We start from the raw sequence: 20,514 nt of genomic DNA on the forward strand, positions 1-20,514 counted from the left end.
TAAAAAGTGCATAAAAAATCCGTTGCCAGTAACCAAGATTGGTCTTGATTACCAACAACAGATATTATAGAGCCTAAGTTAGCCCACGTTTAGGGGAGTTAATCATGATATTCAGGCGTTAAGCCATTTGGATAATTATTTGCTACGAGGTGCTTCTGGGTGCAAAACCGCCTTTTTAGTTGGAATCGTTTGGTCACGACCAAGATACATTTGATAGAACGGTGGCACGTCATTGATCATCTTGAGCAAGCCAGCTTCAAGTTCTGGCAATTTGGCTGGATCTAATGCTGGCAAATCACTGGCCTTGATTTCACCATGAATGCCGGCGAAACGCTTAACCCGTTCTAGCAAGTAGCGGATGTCATAACGAGAGGTGTTAACTTCGATGACATCTTTTTCCATGTGTAAGAGGCCATAGACGGCTTCCATCCCAGTCCGAACCGACGTTTCAACGGTGAAGACCACGTCATCGTCAATTTCAACGAATTGCCCGAGCAAGCCTAAGTTTGTGCAACCAGCAGGAATCACTTTTGGCCGATCGCCGAGCTTCCGTGGCATGAATTGGGCAGTACAATATGGCATCATGGCGGTCGACATGTAGGTATGCGCCAAAACCTCGTCCTTAATGTCGAGCATGCCTAAGTGATAAAGCAATTCGGTCATAATTTCATCACCGGTACAATCCCACATCCGTTTCTTGATGTAGTTCCCGACATTTTCACCATAGAGGCCGTATCCCCAGCCAACTTCTTCGTCATCGGCTTGGTATGGGAAGAATGGTTTGTGATGAATTTCAAATGACATATCCCAGTTGGAATCTTTGAAAGTCATTAAACCACCAGTTCCGGCAGGGCTACCAGAGAGTCGTTCAATCCGTTTGAAGAATTCTGGATAACCTTTAACCGTTGGGAAGAAGGAAATCCACTTCGTCTTGTCGATTTGGCCTAAGAACTTCTCGGGATGTCCGAACTTTTCATCTTTTTTGGCTAAATTCTGCCAAATGGTGAAAGTGCCCATATCGGTCGTGTCGCGGTTGGTTTCAGCAACCGTATGATTGTCACCAAAGGTACTGTTTTCACTAATTGACCCGGTCGTAACAAAGACTAAATCTTGGCTGCTGACGCCGACCGTCGTTGGTTCGCCATGTTGTTTGGCAATGATCCCCGTAACGGTGTTGTTGGCGTCGTCAAGTTGTAAGTCGGTGACTGCAAAGTCATTAACGAAGCTGACACCTTGGTCGGTCAACCAACGTTCGATTGGTAAAATAATCGCATCATATTCGTTATATTTAGTATGAATAAAGCCTTCCAAATATTCGTGACGCGTGATGAAAGTGAACCGTTGCCAGTAACGACGACATTCAATCACACTGTGATAATCTTTGAAAGCAAGTTGGCTATGGAAACAGGTCCAGAAGTTAGTTCTGAAAAAGTCAGCGTCAAAGAAGTCATCTAAACTCTTGTCAGCTAATTCTTCTTCACTTGACGCAATGATTTGACGCATTGCTTCGGCATATTGCGGCGCTAACTTGTAGTCATGATAGTGGCTGTCAATTTCGCCTTGGTTGATGATGACCCGCGCTTCAGAGTGAATGGGTTCGTCACGGTTGAAGTCAACCACGTCATCTAGGACACTGCGGCCAGGATTTTCCAATGATGGAATCTTGCTGCAGAGATACCACAGACATTCCATGTAAGGTTCCAGTTCACGTTCTGCTCGGCAAAGGTAGCCGGCAGCGCGCTTGGTGCCATCCATTGAGCCACCCATCACTGGTTTCTTTTCATAAATGGTAACGTTGCGTGCAGGCATCTGGGCGTCGTCAATCAGGAAAACGGCAGTTGCCAAGCCGGCAATCCCGCCACCAACGATGTTAGCGCGGCGGTCGTCAATCCCAGCAGGTTTTAACGGACGATACATTGTTTTATAAATGTTCATAATAATGGCCTTCTTCATGAAATAGATTTATTGCTTGTATTTACAATAAAGCGGTTTCGTGGCTGAAACAATTGACAAAAAAAGCGGACTGTCAAAATTTTGACAGTTCGCAAGAATTGTAAATTATTCAGCGTAAGTACCGAGGGCTTTTTGAAAATCACCTTGAACGAGGACGGCGGTTTGCGCAACGATGTCTTTAGGATCGTCGTGAAAGCCATCTTTGACCCATTCAAAGATTAGCGCAATGAAAGCTAAACTATAGAAGTGAGCGATGAAGTGTTTATGTTTGTCGGCGACACGCATGCCGGCTGCTTGCCGATTAACGACTTTAATAATGTACTCGTAAAGTACGGTATAGATGTACTTTTCCAGCAGGTCGCGGTAGGCAGACTGGTAGGTGTTCATCACTAAATATTGATTAGCCTGAATGTCAGCCATAATATTCAGAAACCCTTGTTGCCAATTATCGTAGTCCGCAACATTGGCCAGTGCGCGGGCGGTTGCTTCTTTCGCCGTCCATTCAACGAGTTCATAAATATCGGCAAAATGATTATAAAAGGTTTGCCGCGTGAGATCACAGTCATCAACGATTGCTTGGATGGTGATTTTATCGACCGGTGTTTGTTGTAGTTCAGTCACTAGGGCGGCTGCTAATTTTTCCTTGGTTTTTGATGTCATACGGATAAGCCTCCTGAGTGAGTTAGTTGCTATTAACAAATATGAAAATTATGAGTGGTTAGGGGACCGTCGCCGAGTTATGGCAGTGACTATTGCCACTTCCGGCTGCTACGGACAACATGCGGTCGTGGGACCGGGCCAAGCCAGACGCGTCTTGGCCCTCGCCCGGAACGCTTGCAAAAGTCGCAAGTGTCCCGGTCCGTCCGTGGTGTAAAATCGGCAAGACCGGCCGATTAACGCCACCATCACGACCGATGCTATCCGTAGCAGCCTACAGCTAATCAACGACTATAAAGAAAAGCAAAGAGCGACCCCCAATTAGCGAAAAGATTTTGACTGACGGTGTTGCTCGCCATGATCGTAAATTGGAAAATATCCGTTCTGACATGGCCGTGCTTACACGCCATTTTGTATTTTCAGTTTTTATTATAGTAAGAAGATTACTCATTCTAAGACAGGGGCACGCCAAGCGAATGGGTAATGGTAGCGTGTTAATGCGTATTATTATAGTCCGTTTTAGGGCATTCGACGAGAAATTTTTGTGAGTCATGTTAATTCTGCACCGGGTTCGTTATAATTAGACTTGCATTTATGCAATCAGTGGGTAACCGCTGGCCTGGTTCGGGAACTTCCCAGGATAAAAAACCAAGAACTTCACGATTAATCGGAGGTAGGAAAATGGATGCAACAAGAAACGTCATCATTGATTGTGATCCGGGGATTGATGATAGTTTGGCGCTGTTATTAGCGTTGAATGCCCCGGAATTGAATGTGGTCGGTATTACGACAGTTTGTGGCAATGTCCCCACGCATATTGGGGCAGCTAACGCGTTAAAAGTTTTGGCGTTAGCGGATCGGTTAGACGTGCCTGTCTATATGGGTGCCAATCGGCCGCTGGCAGTCGATTATGTGAGTGCGCAAGATACGCATGGTGATGATGGGTTAGGCAATAGTCAGATCCCAGAGGTCACCACTGTGCACCCAGCACAAGACGCAGTGAGTTTTATTTTAGAGACGCTTGATGAAGATCCGACGACGTCAATCTTGGCGTTAGGGCCGCTGACTAATTTGGCGGAAGCGTTACAGCGAGATGCGGCGGCGTTTGCAGCCGTCGACCAGTTCGTCTTGATGGGTGGAAATTATAAGAGTCATGGCAACTGCTCACCGGTCGCCGAATATAATTTTTGGTGTGATCCAGATGCTGCCAAACTTGTTTTTGAGTTGATGCCCGTGCCGATTCATATGGTCGGCTTGGATGTCACTCGGAAAATTGTCCTAACACCGAGTTTATTAGCTTATATGAAAGATATTAATCCAGAAATGGGTCGTTTTATTGAAAAAATCACGCGATTCTATTTTGACTTCCATTGGCAATATGAACGGGTCATCGGTTGTGTGATTAATGATCCGTTGGCGGTCGCGTACTTGGTCGATCCAACGATTTTAACTGGGTTCGAGGCTTATACGACCGTGGTGGCGACCGATGATTTAGCCCGTGGTGAATCAATGGTGGATGACCATGAATTTTGGCATCATGAGCCGAACAGTTTCGTCACAACTCAAGTGGATGTGATGGCCTTCTGGCGTCAATTTTTGACGCGCGTGATTGGTGCGACTGAACCAGATTTAACGACAGTCTTGCATCAATTATTGGCGGTGGGCGCATGAAAAAAATCAGCACACGGACCGTCACGTTATTAGCGCTATGTATTGCGTTAAATGTCGTTGGTGGCAATATTGCGTTAATGTTAAAATTACCAATTTACTTAGATTCGATTGGGACGGTGCTTGCCGCGGCAGTGTTTGGTCCGTTTGGTGGGATGCTTGCCGGGGGTGCCACTGGGTTGCTCATGGCAACAACCGACTTGTATTCGTTATTTTTCATGCCCGTTCAACTATTAACTGGGTTAGTGGCTGGGCTAGTCTACCGGCGATTTAAACCAGCAACTTTTAAAAATAATTGGTGGTTAGCGTTAGTCATCTCACTGCCGGGGACACTGATTAGTACACTAATTACGGTCATCTTGTTCCATGGGATTACGTCGTCTGGTTCCAGTATGTTAGTCCAAGTGTTGCTAGGAACTGGGATGAGCAAGGCGTTAGCGGTATTTTTGATTCAAATCGGGACAGACTATGTCGATCGCTTCTTGACCGTCTATGTGGTTGCGTTAGTTTATCGTGCGATTCGGACCAAATTACCTCAAGCAAATTAAGATTTAAGGCGTGCTCTCAAAAAAGAGCCGTCTTTTTTTGAACTAAACTGGTTATGAAAATTGTCGTCGTGAGTTGTGGTCGCTTCCGGTTGTTGCTGATACCATGCGGGCGAGGGACCGGGAGAAGCCTGAAAAGCGGTCTTCTCCCTCGTCCGGAATGGTTGCAAGAATCGCAACTATCCCGGACCGTCCGTCCCGTAAGACTGGCAAAGAACGCCATCCTAACGGGAAATCACGCCCGATGGTATCAGCAACAACCTACAGCTAGGTTTTCAGTTTTAACCACAATTGTTATCAAATTCAATTGATTGTGATAGTTAGAATTGTGACTTGAATGTAATTCTGGCTATTTAAGTACTTGAGTTAGAACTATTTTGTTGATTGCACTGCCAAGCAATTTTGAAATAATCAGATTGGCAGATATTCTGTATCTTTCACCGAAAGTTGAAATCACAAATGGATTGTAAATACTGGTGTGTCAGTCACAGACGCGTCTAAATTGGTGTCATGGTAGCACTCCACCAGTCAGAATCGCTAGTTTTCAAAAAATTAATCCTTGACCCTCACGTCGCGTAACCCTTTAGACTTAAGTTTGTTGAAAGGAGCATGCTTTATGGCTTATCAAATTAAACAGCTCGCCAAATTGGCGGGAGTTAGTGTGCGAACGTTGCGCTATTACGATGAAATTGGCCTATTACCACCGGCCTATACTGGCGAGAATGGTTATCGCTATTATGAAACAGCGCAAGTCGATCAGCTGCAACAAATTTGTTTATATCGTGAAATGGCTGTGCCGTTGGCAGACATCAAACAGTTATTGGCTCAGTCACCCGCAGAAGTCGTGACGGCCTTGCAAGTACAATATCAGCGGTTATTGGCACAACGGCAACAATTAGATGGGCTATTAGCATTGGTCCAGACAACGATTAAGACGCAACAAGGAGGGACGAACATGTCTGACAGTGAAAAATTCAATGCATTTAAGCAACAAAAATTAACCGAGAATGACGCTAACTTTGGTGAAGAACTCACGGAAAAATATGATGCCCAGACGCTAAAAGAATCACGGCAGCGTTTTGCCAATTTATCTGAGGCGGACTATCAAGCCATGCAGGCAACTGAAGCACAACTGTTGACCGATTTAAAGACGAAACCGGCATTAGCCAGCCCGATTGCTCGACGGATTTATCAGAATCACAAAAAATGGTTAAGCTACAATTGGCCAACGTATACTGCAGCCATGCACCGCAACTTAGCGGCGATGTATCAAGCGGACGACCGTTTTCAAAGTTATTATGATGATCGCGCTGGGCAAGGGGCGACAGCATTACTCTGCCAAATTATCACCCATTATGCACAGGATTAATAGCTTTTCAAGGTCAAGCGTAAGGATTGTCTAGGTAATTAAAATACGGACTAAAACACGTCGACACAAGTTTATGTGGCGACGTGTTTTAGTCCGTATTTAGAAAGATAAGTGAAACAAATTCTGTCGTACTGGAAGCCAGTTATTGTTTAGTCATGACACCGTCTTCAATTTTATAAACCACGTCGCAATTGCCAATTAAGCGTTGATCATGCGTCACCATGACGATTGCTTTGTGGTGTTGATGGGCTTCTTTGGCTAAACGTTCGACGACGTCAATGGATCGGGGTGTATCTAGGCTAGCGGTTGGTTCATCCGCCAAAATGACGCTCGGATCATTGTAGAGTGCACGCACAATCGCAACCCGTTGCCGTTCACCGCCGGATAACTCATTAGGATAGGCGGTAGCGACCTCAGTTAAAGCGAGTTCGGCGAGTAACGTTTGCGCGCGTTTTGCTTGAAACGACCGCTTGGCCATTTTATCAACGAGTTTCAACTGTTCGGTAACGGTTAAAAAGGGAATTAGATTCGAGCTTTGTAAAATAAACCCAATTTCATTGAAGCGGTAGGCCAACCGGGCTTTTTCAGATTGCGTAGCTAATTCGGTTCCATTTAATAAAACTTGACCACTAGTGGGTGTTTGTAAGCCAGCGGCAATGGTTAAAAAGGTGCTTTTACCGGAACCAGATGGGCCGATAATGGCGACAAATTGTCCGGCTGAAACTTCAAAATTAGCATCTTTTAGGGCGGTTACGGCGGTGTGGCCGTGACCAAATTGTTTATTAATTTGTTGTAAAGCTAAAACTGCTGTCATGAATTTTGCTCCTCCTATCCGATTGCAACGGCGGGATCAATGTTTGCGACGGTTCGCCATGAAAGCAAGGCACCGACCACCGCGGCGGCAAGCAGTGCGAGGCCATATAAGCCAAATTGGCCCCAATTAATTGCAAAAGGTAATCCTGCTGGCATAATTTGTGCTAAGCCAACGGTAATGCCGAGTCCGATGACGATTCCAATCAAGGCCATGGCAATACTTTGGGTCAATAAAGCCGCTAAAATATGGTTTGTCCCAATCCCCTGAACCTTTAATACACCGAAGAGGGCTTGTTTTTGCAAGGTGAGCACGAACATGAAAATACCGATGATGGCGAGCGCAATTGCGAACAAGAAATAGATCATTGTGTTCAAGGTCAATTGTTCGGCACTGTAACCGGGTAATTTGTTAATAAAGGTGGCCATCGTCAACCGTTGAAGACTGCCATGGTCGCTAGTTTTAAATTGACCATTTTTGGTCACGAAACCATTAACTGTTTGTTGCTTGCCACTTGTGACTGGCATCGCCTTTAACCGATTGAGGGTGGCGATGTCGGTGTAAACGGTTGGGGAAATCATATAGGTGCTACTTGCGTAAGTTCCGACAATTTTGACGGTTTTGGTAGTTGTCCCCAAGCGAACGGTTTGACCAAGTTTGTAGCCATCAGTGGTCAAACTTTCCGAAATTAACAGTTGATTTTGACCATTGATGCGATGACCACTGACGATTTTTGGCATGATGAAGCTGTTTCGCGTTGTCGCCAGTGCACTGACCGTGGTCTTATGGGCATTTTTAGCCGTACGCAAAGTACCGGAAAGCGTCGCTAACGGGGCAGTTTGATCACCCTTGATGAGGCTTTGATCGGCCAATTTGACTTGAGAAGCCGATAACGTTTCGTTGGCATTTTGAGCCAAATAAACGTCCGTGGCTTGCCAGTTGTCAATGGCTTGGCGATTGCCGTTGGAGAGGCCATTTGCTAAGCCTGCCAGCATGAAGACGACCAGCGCAATGAGTAATAAAACGCCGCTTAGCAGGCCATAACGTAGCTTTTCATGACGCATTTCTTTTATAAATACATAGTTATGACTCCTTTTTAGTTTCGTTTATCATGTGATAAGTGAACGATCAAATCATAGCATCAAACGTCGATGGCTGCAAGTCTTAATATTATTTTATTTATACAAACTGAGGGATAAAACGCTACGGTTCTTCTAAAAAGGCTGGTATGATTAGATTATTGAAAAGAGAGGCAGGTCATAGAAAATGGCAAGTAAAAGTTTTAATCATCGCGCAGCCTTGATCGCAGGTATCACAGGCGGCGTCATCTCAGGACTCGTTAAGTTGGGTTGGGAAAATATTTTACCGCCGCGGACGGCCGCACGCGACCAAACGAATCCCCCACAGCAGTTACTACAACAAATTGGTGTCCCCACGAGTGTCACGCATGCGACTTACACGTATTCTGGGCATGAATTGCCAATTACGAGTTATATGATGCATTTTGGTTTTTCGACGACTTTTGCCGTGGCCTATAGTTTATGGGCACGTAAACATCCGAAGGCTAAAGCGGGGAGTAGTGCGTTATTTGGGCTCGGAATCTTTGGGGCCTTTCATCATGCCATTTTACCGGCTTTAGGAACAATTCCACGGGCTAAAGATCAACCAGCTGAGGAACATATTTCTGAAGCCATCGGGCACGTCTTATGGATGTGGACGGCTGATTGGGTGAGCGCCACCGTCTATCAACGACTCACCGCAGCTAAAAAGCGCAAGTAAGCCAAACTAGTTTCAGTCATGATTTTATAGGTAATCTCTAATTCTTTTCTCATTTACGAATAATTTGTGCTAAAATGTTAATATTGTGTGTTAATTTTAGTGAAATCAGCCATAAATGTGAACGGAGCGATTGATTTTGAAGCAAGAAACGCAACTGAAAACAACTCATCATTTTCGCCTGAGCTTAGGTTGGCAAATTTTGATTGGCTTAGGTTTAGGAATTATTGTAGGTGTCGTCTTTTATGGGAATCAAACCGCGATTACGGCGATGCAAAATATTGGGACCATGTTCATTAGTTTAATTCAAATGATCGTGTTACCGATTGTGGTTGCGTGTTTAATTACGGGGATTGCCAATATGGGTGATCTTAAAAAGCTCGGTCGGATTGGTGGCAAGACGATCATTTATTTTGAGGTCATGACGACGATTGCGATTGCCCTTGGGCTAATTGTCGGGAATGTCTTTCATCCTGGTGATTATATCAATATTCATCAATTGCATTCGACGAATATCAGTCAGTACGTGGCGACTGCCAAAACGGTCTCCCACAGTGGTATTTGGTCAACCGTAATGGGAATTATTCCCACAAATGTTTTCAAGTCATTGGCTGCGGGTGACATGATTCCAGTGATCTTTTTTGCCGTTTTCTTTGGTTTAGGAACGGCTGCCATTGGCGAACAAGGCAAGATTATTTTGGACTTCATGAATGCGGTTGCCGAGGCCATGTTCAAAGTGACGAATTGGGTCATGCATACGGCGCCCATTGGGGTCTGTGCACTGATTGGAGTGACCGTGGCGGAAATGGGACTCAAAGCCTTAGCGCCACTAGGTTATTTCATCCTCTTAGCCTATGCCACGATGGCAATTTTCATTGTTGTCGTCATGGGCTTAGTCGCACGACTATTTGGTTTGAACATCTGGCATTTGTTACGCGTGATTCGTGATGAAATGGTACTCGGTTTCTCAACAGCAAGTTCTGAGGCCGCCTTACCAAGAATTATTGATAAAATGGGAAAATACGGTGTTAGCCAAGGGATTGTGTCGTTTGTTGTCCCAACCGGCTACACGTTTAACTTAGATGGTTCGGCCATTTACCAATCATTAGCGGCGCTCTTTTTAGCGCAAGCCTATGGGATTCATCTGTCGATGAGCCAACAAATTACGCTATTGATTGTCTTAATGATCACGTCTAAGGGTATTGCTGGCGTGCCCGGGGCCTCGTTTGTCGTCTTACTGGCAACGATTTCTTCTATCGGGGTGCCGGTTCAAGGCTTGGCCTTTATTGCCGGAATTGACCGGTTAGTTGATATGGGTCGTACCGTTGTTAACGTGGTTGGTAACTCGCTTGCGGCGGTAATTATCGGCAAGTCGGAACATGAATTTGACCCGAAAATGGCGGATGATTATTTGGCTGAGATTAAGGCCGGTCATCATCCAGCGATGATGACCAAGTAAACAACTTAAGTTTTATGAAGAGGACTGACCAGCGCAGTCCTCTTTTTAATTTTTGGAGGGATCTAGATGATTGGCACACTTTTTAATGTTGGCATGATATTAGTTGGCTGTACAGTTGGCAGTTTGTTTAAGAAAGGTATCAAACCGGCGTATCACGATATTTTGATGCAGGCGTTGGGACTGGCCGCAACCGTTATTGGGATTAATGCGGTCGTGCAACGGATGCCGCAAAGTAAATATCCGGTGTTATTTATTGTGAGTTTGGCAGTTGGTGGGCTGATTGGTCAAGCCTTGGATTTGCAGGGCCGATTCGATAAATTGGTCGGACGGTTTTCTGGTGGTAACTTGGCGGAAGGCCTAGCGACCGCAATTTTGCTCTATTGTATCGGCTCGCTATCCATTCTTGGACCAATTGAAGCGGCGTTGAAGCACGATTACACCTTTCTGTTTACGAATGGTATGTTGGATGGCATCACGTCAATTGTCTTGGCGTCGACATTTGGCTTCGGGATTGCGATTGCGGCGGGCGTCTTGTTCGTCTGGCAAGGGTCATTATACGTTTTGGCACTCGTGTTACAAGGGGCGTTGAGTACGTCAATTTTAAATGAAATCACGATCGTCGGGGGCATCCTAATTCTTGGTTCGGGATTGGGACTGTTGAATATTAAGAAAATCAATACCTTGAATCTGTTGCCATCGTTGGTGATTCCACCGATTGTCATTGGTTTGATACAGTTGTTTCACTAGAGTGGTTAGTGTCCGGGCGAATAGCAGATTTCACTTCCGGTTGGGACTGAACACATGTGGTCGTGGGACTGGTCCAAGCCAGGAACGTCTTGGACCTCGACCGATGCTATCAGTTCCAACCTTCAGTTATTAAGTCCCCGACTGACGGCGTGCTCATCACGAGTTTAGTTTAGAGCGACTGTTGCTGATAGGTCCTTGTTCACGTTTCTTTTTATACGACAAATTTTAGTTATGACTAAATAAAGCTGATACCCATAGTTGCGGGTGTCAGCTTTATTTGTTAGTTGTTATGATGACGTAAATGGTAGTCATGACGATTGCGTTCCAGATGTTGATAGATGCGTTCCACTAATAATTGTTTGGGAATCGTTGTAGTTGTTTCTAGTGGTGGTAAAGGAAAACGATCATCAATGTTGATGGTGTCTGGTTGAATCGCACTCGGTGCCGCCAGTGCAATCGCCAGACTATCTGGTTCGTGTTGATAAAGCAAATCCGTGCGAATCGCAAATTTTAAGTTAGCTTGATTGGCAAGTTTAATGTAACGGTCTAAAATATCCTGATCTAGCAGACCGTGTAATAACAGTTGATAGTTAGGATGTGTGGTGATCTCAGTTTGTAATTCCGCAGAGTAGTCTCGCAGGAGTGCTTGAGTAAAGGTAATGCCCAAATCAATACGTTCATGAAAAGTACCGAGGTTTCGGTGCTGTTCATCTGGGTGTAAAACGGGTGTTCCGAATATGGCTGATTGTAAATGTTTATCCATTTCGTCTTCGGATTGTGACATGGCTTTCAAGTCCTTTCCAAAGAGTGAGTAATCGCTACCACTCAAAGTCTATCTTTAATTGTAATGAAGAAATGCATTATAGCAAATTAAGATTTTCTAAAGACCATTATACTGCATGCGAAACGGAATCGTTTGCCTAATTAACAATGCGGCAAGAAGAAGAGCCCCCAAGGCCGAATAGAAGTTCCAACCTTGGGGGCTCATTTTAACCGATTCCAAAAATGGAATTAGTGGCTAGTTTTTTTATGGATCGCCATAACAACTTTAGCCTTCCTTATGGATGGTTAAAGTCGCGATAAACATGGCTTCCTGAATTTGATAGCTGACTTGGGCATTTTTACTGGCTAGTTGCGAGATACTGCTTAGGCCGTAACCTAAGTGTCCCGGCTTAGTTGTAAAGTGACTCTTCCGAATTCGAGCCAAATCAATCGTTTCACCAGCAGGCACTTGGTTTTCAACGGTGAAAGTGACGGTCCCGGCAGTGGTCTGGCGAACATTCAGGCGAACTTGATGGTCAGCTTGCGCTGCAGCATCAATCGCATTGTCTAAAAGGTTGCCGAGAATTCGGACGATATTGACGTGGGCAGCTTCGGGTAACTCAATGGTTTGCAACACCGTCAACTGCAACTCAACTTTACGGCTGGCCGCCGCTTCGTATTTAGAATAGATTAAGCCGCTCAGGGCAGGAACGTGCAAGTTACGGAGCTGTTCGGGGCCAACATCGACGTTGAGACTTTGCCCGCTAGTCATGACTTCATCTTCAAAGTAGGTCTTGAGTGCTGGGAGATCTTCGTTTTGAATGTATTGCGATAAGCTGAGTAAAATATTTTGATAGTCGTGTTTGAATAAATGCAGTTGCTGATTACGATGGCCCAATAATTCATTATAATTGGAAACCTCGCTCAGAAGTTGCGCATCGGTTAGGCGACTGTTTTTATTGCTGACGACATAGAAGACGATGATCCCGAAAATTAAACTCGATGCACTGGCCACGTAAGTTTGAGAAATGACCGAGAGACCGAGAACATAAGCGTAGGCCGCTAAGTATAAGGCGTAACAGAGCAGGACAAGTAAATAGTCACTACGATCAATTTTCGCATGCTGGAAAAAGTCGGCCGCGGATGATTTAACCACAAAATGGTGCGCAATCAAACCAATAATTAGCATCGCAGGCAAGCAGATAATGACCGCGCCAAATAAATTGATGTTAGCCGACAGATTGTGCATGTCGATTGCTTGGCGGAGCTGCATGGGCGCATCGGAAGACATGACCCATTTGAGGAAGCTACCTGCCATCCCACCAATAAGTCGCTTGATAGCGTTCAAAAATAGTGCAATTGGCAAAGTTAGAATCCACTTCGTATAGAGCAAGCGCGCACTCATAATCGTATTCACGACGGTAATCGGCACAATCCAGAAGAAGACTAGGGGAACTTGTGGCCATTGGGCAGTCGCAAGCTGACCAAAAACGCCGAAGAAGATCACTAGGGCAATCCAGACCGTTGAGAGCCGCCAAGTCAAGAATTCACGAAATGTGATCATCATAATTAACATTTCATACCCTCCGGAGAGTAACGAGAGGGCATACAGTAGTGCAGTCATTTAAACACCTCACTGAAAAAATTTTGACGTAAAATTAGTTTGTTAGTTGACCTTATTATCATAAATCAAAAAGAAACCGATGCCACGAAAAAATCAAAAAATTGTTAAAATAATGTGCAAATTCACTTGTCTTCCAGTAACTCGAAGCTTGTAAACTCAATTTATTGAAAAATTCAGATTGAGAAAGTGGGCGTCACAAATGCAAAATATTCTCGTTGCGGGTCGCTTGACGTTAGAACAAGTTCAAGCCTTAACCGCTACTGTTCAACAGCATCCAACGATTCGACTAACGGTTTACACGCCGACTGTCGTTTCAGCTTGGCCAGCAAGTGTTGACCTGATCGCCGGTGATTTAACGGATGCAGTCGGATTAACTGCCGCGATGTTAGATCAAGATCTGGTGCTAGTACAACTTGAGTCTAGTGCCTTAACTAAGCAAACTCAATCGATAACGGCTGCAATGACGGCGAGCTCAACGGTGCCGCTAGTCCTCAGCATGCCCGAGAGTGTGTTAACGATGGCCCAGAAAACGGTCAAGTGGTATCAAGGCCATCGGCAACGAAAGCAACTGGGTGAAATTCGTCGGGTTGAACAGTTATTAAGACAAAGTCAGTTAAACTTTACCTTGATTCAAGGCACTACGACGGCTGACACGACTGTTTATAATCGGGCCATGAGTCAGACCTGGCCGACAGCGGTGCCGATTCGCCGTCAATTAGCTTTAACGGATTATCTGAGTCGTGAATTTAATTTGCCATTCGTGGCCTGATTTTTTAGTGTTTTTATGAATAATTTGATGGTATGATAGTGGGCGAGGACTTAAATTGATTGAGTAAGTTAAGATAAAAATTTAGTGGAAGAAAGGAGCTAGGGCAGTGTCAAGACATTATAAGCAGCGGCGTATTTGGCCTAAAGTGCTCATTGCAATTGCCGTTTTGGGAACCGTGGGGTGGTCGGTCACTCAGATTTCAGATTGGAGTGAAGCGTCCTTTACAACTAAAAAGGCCACGACGGCTAGTCAACCAAAGCCCGCGACGGCGACGCCTAAGCCTAAAACAGTTAATGAAGTTAAACTGGATGTGCCGTTAGTGAATCAAATGAGTGATCCGCAGCTTTATAATGGTTGTGAAGTCACGTCATTAACGATGTTATTGAATTATTATCATTATAATGTCACCAAGAATCAATTGGCGACAAAATTGACTAGTGTGCCATTGGATGAAGATAATGGCGAACATGGTAATCCAAATGTCGGTTTCGTTGGGGATGTCACGGGCGCTAACCCAGGGCTCGGTGTTTATCATGGCCCGATTGCCAAGTTAGCTAAGACACAAACGAGTCAGGTGAAAGATTTGACTGGGGCTAGCTTTGATCAAGTGGTGGCACAATTGGAACTTGGTCGCCCAGTTTGGACGATCACGACCGCGACTTTTGCACCAGTTAGCACAATGCAGACCTGGCAAACGCCACAAGGGAACGTTAAAATTACTTACGACATGCATAGTGTCGTCATCGTCGGGTTCAACCGCACTAAAAAGTTAATTTATATTAATAATCCTTATGGTTATAAACAGCAAGCAGTGAGCTGGTCGGATTTTCAGGCCGCCTATAATCAGATGGGCAAGCAAGCCATTGTTTTAACCGCAAAACATTAATTAGCAACTGAGTAATACCGGTACGTTTGGGTCAATAACTGACTTAAACGTACCTTTTTTGATCACTTAATTAATGTTGCCCGCTCAGCATCTCAGCAACGCCAGCCTTAGTATAAACTGTAACTTAATTGAAATGGGAATGACGTCAATTTTAAAGAAAACTAGCCTATGATGGCAGTCAGAGGTTCAGATGAATCGTTAAAAATAGGTTGAATTTAGGAAGGTTGCACATTATGAATTTTAAACGAAAAATTAAATTAGGGATAGCTATGGTGACAGGAACATTAGTGGTCGGCCTATTGGTAGCGCCGTCTGTTAATCAGCTGTTTCATCATGACAGCCAAGTTGTGCGTCAATCGACTTCAGTAACCGTAAAGGCACTCACGAATCCGACCAAAACAACGGCGGCTGTTCAGCCCAAACTGGCAATTAAGTCAACGACTAAAGCTAATTACTCGGTCAGTAAACCAACATCAACACGGCAATGCCCAAGCGTTGCGTTGACGACAATCAGCAATCAGCGCCCGCAATCAACACTGGTTAAACCGGTCAGTGCGACGGTTGTGACGCAAGCACGACCAATACAATTTCAGCGTCGGGCACAAGTGGTTGTAGCGGTGGCTCGAGTGACCGACCAACCAGCTAAGTTAGGGTCGGCCGTTAAAAATTAGATCAAAGCCGTCTGTGTAGAATGGGCGATTGATGGAACTGTGACGACTGTCATGGTTCTTTTTTTAGGGCTTGGGCGTGTTAGTTGCTGTGAACGTGCTACTAATTTGTGTCAAGCTGTCATAAGTTAGGGACGTCTTTTCTGCGAGCAACTGGTGAATCCGTTGTTCACTGGCTTCAAAGAAAGCATCAATTTGCGTGGCAAGTTGGCGAGCCTGGGTTGTGAGTAACAGTTGTTTATAGCGCGCATCGTTTGGTGCTGGGACGCGAACGATGAGTTGTTTACGGACCATCGTCGAAACTAGGCTAGAAGCCGCCGCTTTGCGAATGTTGAATTCCTGTTCGACGTCACGCTGAAAGATGGTTTGGGTGGCTTCGTGATCGGCAATGAAATTAATGACACTGATCTGCATGCCAGTGAGACCAAGTTGTTTGGCATAGTGATCGGCATCACGGGCAAGTGCGTTGTTGGCTTTTTTGATGGCAATTCCAAGTGAGTTTTTCATGTGTACCCCTCTAAATAGTTCGATTTCATACTAGTTCGCAGTTTATGGCATGAATTTGAAAAAGTCAACCGCTAATAAAGACTGGAAGTTCGGCATATCTGTGCTAAACTAATTAATTAGTTCGACTTCGAACTAATTTTTTAAGGAGTGTGGATCTAAGTGACTAAAAAAGTGGACTTAAAACTGATTTTAGCCGTGATTGCCGCGGGACTACTGTCATTTTGCGGTGTGATTGTTGAAACAGCGATGAATATTACCTTTCCGGTGTTGATGCGGCAATTTTCAATTAATACCGCGACAGTTCAGTGGTTGACGACGGCGTATTTATTAGTGGTTGCCATAATTGTGCCGATTTCGGCGTTTTTGAAACGGCGCTTCCCGACGAAGGGCTTATTTGTGACGGCAAATTTACTATTTATTGCTGGTTTACTAGTTGACGCCGGTGCTAGTCGTTTTTGGGTACTCGTCTTAGGTCGTGTGATTCAAGGCTTGGGAACCGGGATTGCGTTGCCATTGATGTTCAACATTATTTTAGATTGGGTCCCAGATGAGCAAAAGGGAACGTTGATGGGCGTTGGCACCTTGATTACCGCAATTGCGCCGGCATTAGGACCGACATTTGGTGGACTAGTGATTAGCCGTTTGGGCTGGCATTGGATTTTTATCCTCCTATTACCATTGTTACTGCTCTCATTAGGCCTAGGCTGTTATGCGATTCAGCAGGCCAAGCCGACGGAACGAGCGAGTTTTGATGTGACTGCTTGGGTCATGGTGATGCTGATCTTTGTTGGGTTTACCCTCGCGTTCAGTAATTTACAAAATTTTGGCCAGCAACCTTGGTTGGTCTTGGGCCTGTTACTCGTTGGTGTTGCCGGTCTGATTGGGTTTGTTTTGCGCACGAGTCGGGCACAGCAACCGTTGATCAATTTGGCAATTTTTAAAGTTCAGTCATTTGACTGGCATTTGTTAGGCTTTTTTCTCGTACAAATTAACGCACTGGGCTTGGCTTTCATTTTGCCAAACTATATTCAACTCGTTACTGGTAAAAGTGCGTTGCTGGCTGGGTTATTTGTCTTACCTGGTGCAGCGGTGGGCGCGGCATTTGCACCACTAGGCGGTCGGATCCTGGACCGATTTGGTGCTGCTAAACCAATCTTAACCGGGTCGAGTATTTTAGCAATTGCAATCGCGTTGTTTACGATTTTTGGACAACAGTTAACGGGCACTTTGATTTTATGGTTCTACATCTTGTTGATGATTGGGATGGGGCTAACGATGGGCAACACGATGACGAGTGGCCTCACACAATTAAGTTTGGCCCAACAAGCGGATGGCAATGCTGTTTTTAATACCTTTCAGCAATTTGCGGGCGCGATTGGAACGTCACTCGTTTCTGCATTGATAACACTCGTACAAAATCAAGCGAGTGGCTCGTTCGCGCATCGAACTGCGCTCGGCTCAACAGTTGCTTTCGTGTTTCTGTTAGTTCTAATCGTCAGTAATTTGGTCGTCTTGACCAGGGCGATGCAGACGCGAAAACGTGATTGACATTTCAAGGTGGAGTGCTTATGATAGTTGGTAACAATTAAAAGTAGTGATCTTTAATGAGTAGTGAGTGATCCAACAGTTAAGCGACTCGGTGGTTGGTGCGAACCGAGCTGTGATCAATCACGAATTACATAAAGTGAACTGCCATTCGGCCGGATTATTTCGTTATCAATAAATGAGAGATCATTCTTTTTTAGAGTGGTAACTTGGGTGGTAACGCGAAAAAACTCGTCCCTGTTAATAGCAGGGGCGAGTTTTTTATTTTTCGGACCTTAACTTAGGAGGAACACAGATGAACATTATTGACGATTTAAAGTGGCGTGGTGCGATCAATCAACAAACTGACGAAGCCGGCCTGAAAGAGTTGACGGAAAACCAGTCTGTTTCATTGTACTGTGGGATTGATCCAACCGGGGACAGTATGCATATTGGGCATTTGATTCCCTTCATGATTTTGAAACGATTCCAATTGGCCGGTCATCATCCCTATGTGGTCGTTGGCGGCGGGACTGGTGCCATTGGTGATCCTTCTGGTAAAAACTCGGAACGTGTTTTACAAACCATGGCCCAAGTGAAACATAATGAAGATGGACTGAACGCACAAATGCACAAGTTGTTCGGTTCTGATGAAAACTTTTCAATTGTTAACAACTACGATTGGTTATCAAAACTCTCATTATTAGACTTTTTACGCGATTACGGTAAGTTGTTCAGTGTGAACACGATGCTGAACAAAGAAGTTGTCGCCAGTCGGCTGGAAGTTGGGATTTCATACACGGAATTCACGTACCAAATTTTGCAGTCGATTGATTTTCTGCACTTATACCGCGCAGAACATGTGCAACTCCAAATTGGTGGCGCCGACCAGTGGGGCAATATCACTGCCGGGACAGATTTAATCCATCGCTTGGAAGGCAATGAAGCTAAAGCTTATGGGCTAACAATTCCATTATTGTTGAAAGCGGATGGCACTAAATTTGGGAAGACTGCTGGTGGGGCTGTCTGGTTGAATCCAGAAAAGACGTCACCATATGAATTTTACCAATTTTGGATTAATCAGGATGATCGTGATGTGGTCAAATATTTGAAATACTTCACATTCCTGAGTCATGATGAAATTGATGCTTTAGCAGAAACGGTTAAGACTGCGCCAGAAAAACGTGAAGCCCAACGCCGATTGGCTGAGGAAGTTACTGGATTCGTTCATGGTAAAGCTGCCGTTGTTGAAGCTGAAAACATCACGAAGGCGCTATTTACTGGTGAAGTTCAAAGCTTAAACGCGGATGAAATCGAACAAGGCTTCAAAGGTGTGCCGTCTGCAGATGTGTCGGCTGAAACACAGAACATTGTCTTATGGCTTGTCGATGCCACGAAGTTTGAAGGTTCACGCCGGCAAGCACGTGAAGACATTAAGAATGGTGCGATTCGGATTAACGGTGAAAAGGTCACCGATGTTGATGCCGTCATTGATCCAAAGGCAGCGTTTGATGGAAAATTTGTCATCGTCCGCCGCGGCAAGAAAAAGTATTTCTTAGCACGGGTGAGATAGTTAGTTATTAAACGAACTGGCAGGCTAACGGGCTTGTCAGTTTTTTTAGGTTGAAGTACGGGGTGTTTTCAGATAGAATCAGTGCAACAGGGGTGTTGTTCATGACGGTTAATCGTAAAAAGATTAGAGGAGTAGTGAGTCATAATGGCAGGTAAACAATCACCAAAAATTTCAACACGGATGGTCGCAGCATTGGGGTTATTAATCGCTGTCGACGTTGCACTTTCAATGTTTGTTCATATCCCAGTACCCATGACACACGGTTATGTGAATCTTTGCGATGCTGGGATTTTTATTGCGGCATTATTATTTGGCCGGCGCGGGGGCGCGATTGTTGGTGGGGCAAGTGGCTTTTTGCTTGATATGATTCTTGGCTATTCACAATACATGTTCTTTTCACTGATCGTTCATGGTCTAGAAGGGTTTTTAGTTGGCCAGTTTGGTGCAAATAAAGGCAAAGGACGTCAGATCTTAGCTTTAGTCATTGGCAGTGTTGTGATGGTGGCTGGTTACTTTGTTTCCGACTCGATTCTATATGCGATTCCGACAGGGTTACTTGGTATTCCAATGAACTTTGTCCAGGCTGCCATGGGCGCAGTAGTTGCTTTCCCAATTGTGTTGCAGCTCAAGGATCGCGTTAAAACACAATTCGGTTAGATTAAGTTTAGACAAGTCAGCTTAGTGAAGATAAGTTGTAACGGTCGAGTGATTGGATTTTTCAATCGTTCGACCGCTTTTTGTTTCGTAATTGAGTTGGTGTGATAGTCGATTCGTTATATATATAGAAGAAAGCGTGGCTAATTGCGTGCTGATTTCAGGGATAAACACTGTAACAGCTGCGATAGTGGTGCCTTTTAAAACGTGCAAAACTAGCCCTAACTTTGACCGACTTTTCACTATGATGAAAAAACATGTCGAAAAGTGTTGACACTTTCATTTCAAATTGGTATATTAGTACACGTTGCTGCTACGGCAGATCAGCCAAGCGCTGAGGAAACCAAAAAGATTATTGAAATTAGTTGTTGACAACTTCTTCTGTAATTGATATGATAGTTTCTGTTGTCGCAACGGCAACGATAGTTGAAAAAGCCCGTTAAATTCTTTGAAAAAAAGTATTTGACAGTAAGCGCTTCAAATGCTATGATGATTAAGTTGCGTTGAGGTAATCAACCAACGAATTAGACCTTTGAAAACTGAACAAAGTTTCGACAAATCA

General features: G+C 44.7%; 19 protein-coding genes, 1 riboswitch and 1 other annotated feature. Of the genes, 12 read left to right on the forward strand and 7 right to left on the reverse strand.

Annotation, left to right across the window (positions count from 1 at the left end; genetic code table 11):
• Nucleotides 1-135 precede the first annotated feature (135 nt).
• Complete coding sequence (locus FFM74_RS12350) at nucleotides 136-1,935, reverse strand: oleate hydratase (protein ID WP_137626938.1); 1,800 nt, start codon at nucleotides 1,933-1,935, stop codon at nucleotides 136-138.
• A gap of 123 nt (nucleotides 1,936-2,058) precedes the next feature.
• Entirely contained in the window at nucleotides 2,059-2,613 is a 555-nt protein-coding gene (locus tag FFM74_RS12355; protein ID WP_137626939.1) for a TetR/AcrR family transcriptional regulator, read from the reverse strand.
• A 610-nt stretch (nucleotides 2,614-3,223) separates the two neighbouring features.
• Nucleotides 3,224-3,268, forward strand: a riboswitch (PreQ1 riboswitch).
• Between the two features lie 23 nt (nucleotides 3,269-3,291).
• On the opposite strand from FFM74_RS12355, the gene FFM74_RS12360 reads away from it, so the two are divergent.
• The 3 genes from FFM74_RS12360 (at nucleotide 3,292) to FFM74_RS12370 (ending at nucleotide 6,192) form a co-directional block, all read left to right on the forward strand.
• Nucleotides 3,292-4,281, forward strand: coding sequence for a nucleoside hydrolase (locus FFM74_RS12360; RefSeq protein WP_137626940.1), 990 nt, complete (start codon nucleotides 3,292-3,294; stop codon nucleotides 4,279-4,281).
• On the forward strand, nucleotides 4,278-4,826 hold the full coding sequence (locus FFM74_RS12365) for an ECF transporter S component (protein ID WP_137626941.1): 549 nt from the start codon (nucleotides 4,278-4,280) through the stop codon (nucleotides 4,824-4,826). The genes FFM74_RS12360 and FFM74_RS12365 overlap by 4 nt, the downstream gene beginning before the upstream one ends.
• Nucleotides 4,827-5,439: 613 nt before the next feature.
• Entirely contained in the window at nucleotides 5,440-6,192 is a 753-nt protein-coding gene (locus tag FFM74_RS12370) for a MerR family transcriptional regulator (RefSeq protein ID WP_137626942.1), read from the forward strand.
• Nucleotides 6,193-6,334: 142 nt separating this feature from the next.
• Here FFM74_RS12370 and FFM74_RS12375 read toward each other — a convergent pair whose 3' ends face one another.
• Complete coding sequence (locus FFM74_RS12375; protein WP_137626943.1) at nucleotides 6,335-7,006, reverse strand: ABC transporter ATP-binding protein; 672 nt, start codon at nucleotides 7,004-7,006, stop codon at nucleotides 6,335-6,337.
• 14 nt (nucleotides 7,007-7,020) lie between these two features.
• Nucleotides 7,021-8,067: an ABC transporter permease gene (locus FFM74_RS12380; RefSeq protein WP_137626944.1), complete on the reverse strand. Its 1,047-nt coding sequence runs from the start codon at nucleotides 8,065-8,067 to the stop codon at nucleotides 7,021-7,023.
• Nucleotides 8,068-8,269: 202 nt separating this feature from the next.
• Between FFM74_RS12380 and FFM74_RS12385 the strand changes: the two genes are divergently transcribed.
• The 3 genes from FFM74_RS12385 (at nucleotide 8,270) to FFM74_RS12395 (ending at nucleotide 10,985) form a co-directional block, all read left to right on the forward strand.
• Nucleotides 8,270-8,782 carry a YagU family protein gene (locus FFM74_RS12385; RefSeq protein ID WP_137626945.1) on the forward strand — a complete coding sequence of 171 codons (513 nt, stop codon included), beginning with the start codon at nucleotides 8,270-8,272 and terminating at the stop codon, nucleotides 8,780-8,782.
• A gap of 136 nt (nucleotides 8,783-8,918) precedes the next feature.
• The gene (locus FFM74_RS12390) at nucleotides 8,919-10,238 is read left to right on the forward strand and encodes a cation:dicarboxylate symporter family transporter (protein ID WP_171000744.1); all 1,320 of its coding nucleotides are present in this window, start codon (nucleotides 8,919-8,921) and stop codon (nucleotides 10,236-10,238) included.
• 66 nt (nucleotides 10,239-10,304) lie between these two features.
• Entirely contained in the window at nucleotides 10,305-10,985 is a 681-nt protein-coding gene (locus FFM74_RS12395) for a DUF554 domain-containing protein (protein ID WP_137626946.1), read from the forward strand.
• A 280-nt stretch (nucleotides 10,986-11,265) separates the two neighbouring features.
• Here FFM74_RS12395 and FFM74_RS12400 read toward each other — a convergent pair whose 3' ends face one another.
• Entirely contained in the window at nucleotides 11,266-11,748 is a 483-nt protein-coding gene (locus tag FFM74_RS12400; protein ID WP_263405203.1) for a YueI family protein, read from the reverse strand.
• Nucleotides 11,749-12,033: 285 nt separating this feature from the next.
• On the reverse strand, nucleotides 12,034-13,371 hold the full coding sequence (locus tag FFM74_RS12405; RefSeq protein WP_171000745.1) for a sensor histidine kinase: 1,338 nt from the start codon (nucleotides 13,369-13,371) through the stop codon (nucleotides 12,034-12,036).
• Between the two features lie 199 nt (nucleotides 13,372-13,570).
• On the opposite strand from FFM74_RS12405, the gene FFM74_RS12410 reads away from it, so the two are divergent.
• The 3 genes from FFM74_RS12410 (at nucleotide 13,571) to FFM74_RS12420 (ending at nucleotide 15,697) form a co-directional block, all read left to right on the forward strand.
• Nucleotides 13,571-14,140 (forward strand): NAD(P)H-binding protein, encoded by a 570-nt coding sequence (locus FFM74_RS12410; protein ID WP_137626948.1) that lies wholly within the window; start codon nucleotides 13,571-13,573, stop codon nucleotides 14,138-14,140.
• Between the two features lie 106 nt (nucleotides 14,141-14,246).
• Nucleotides 14,247-15,026, forward strand: coding sequence for a C39 family peptidase (locus FFM74_RS12415; RefSeq protein WP_137626949.1), 780 nt, complete (start codon nucleotides 14,247-14,249; stop codon nucleotides 15,024-15,026).
• 233 nt (nucleotides 15,027-15,259) lie between these two features.
• Nucleotides 15,260-15,697, forward strand: a complete 438-nt coding sequence (locus FFM74_RS12420) for a hypothetical protein (protein WP_137626950.1) — start codon at nucleotides 15,260-15,262, stop codon at nucleotides 15,695-15,697.
• Between the two features lie 63 nt (nucleotides 15,698-15,760).
• Here FFM74_RS12420 and FFM74_RS12425 read toward each other — a convergent pair whose 3' ends face one another.
• A complete protein-coding gene (locus FFM74_RS12425; RefSeq protein ID WP_137626951.1) occupies nucleotides 15,761-16,201 on the reverse strand; it encodes a MarR family winged helix-turn-helix transcriptional regulator in 441 nt (146 codons plus the stop codon).
• Nucleotides 16,202-16,360: 159 nt separating this feature from the next.
• Between FFM74_RS12425 and FFM74_RS12430 the strand changes: the two genes are divergently transcribed.
• The 3 genes from FFM74_RS12430 to FFM74_RS12440 all read left to right on the forward strand — a co-directional run bounded on the left by FFM74_RS12430 (nucleotide 16,361) and on the right by FFM74_RS12440 (nucleotide 19,955).
• Nucleotides 16,361-17,749, forward strand: coding sequence for an MFS transporter (locus tag FFM74_RS12430; protein ID WP_137626952.1), 1,389 nt, complete (start codon nucleotides 16,361-16,363; stop codon nucleotides 17,747-17,749).
• A gap of 37 nt (nucleotides 17,750-17,786) precedes the next feature.
• Nucleotides 17,787-17,988, forward strand: a binding site (T-box leader).
• 53 nt (nucleotides 17,989-18,041) lie between these two features.
• Nucleotides 18,042-19,298 carry a tyrosine--tRNA ligase gene (gene tyrS / locus FFM74_RS12435; RefSeq protein ID WP_137626953.1) on the forward strand — a complete coding sequence of 419 codons (1,257 nt, stop codon included), beginning with the start codon at nucleotides 18,042-18,044 and terminating at the stop codon, nucleotides 19,296-19,298.
• Nucleotides 19,299-19,442: 144 nt separating this feature from the next.
• Complete coding sequence (locus FFM74_RS12440) at nucleotides 19,443-19,955, forward strand: ECF transporter S component (RefSeq protein WP_137626954.1); 513 nt, start codon at nucleotides 19,443-19,445, stop codon at nucleotides 19,953-19,955.
• The last annotated feature ends 559 nt before the right edge of the window (nucleotides 19,956-20,514 follow it).

It is taken from the genome of Lactiplantibacillus pingfangensis (assembly GCF_005404945.1).
In the GTDB taxonomy this organism is placed as follows: domain Bacteria; phylum Bacillota; class Bacilli; order Lactobacillales; family Lactobacillaceae; genus Lactiplantibacillus; species Lactiplantibacillus pingfangensis.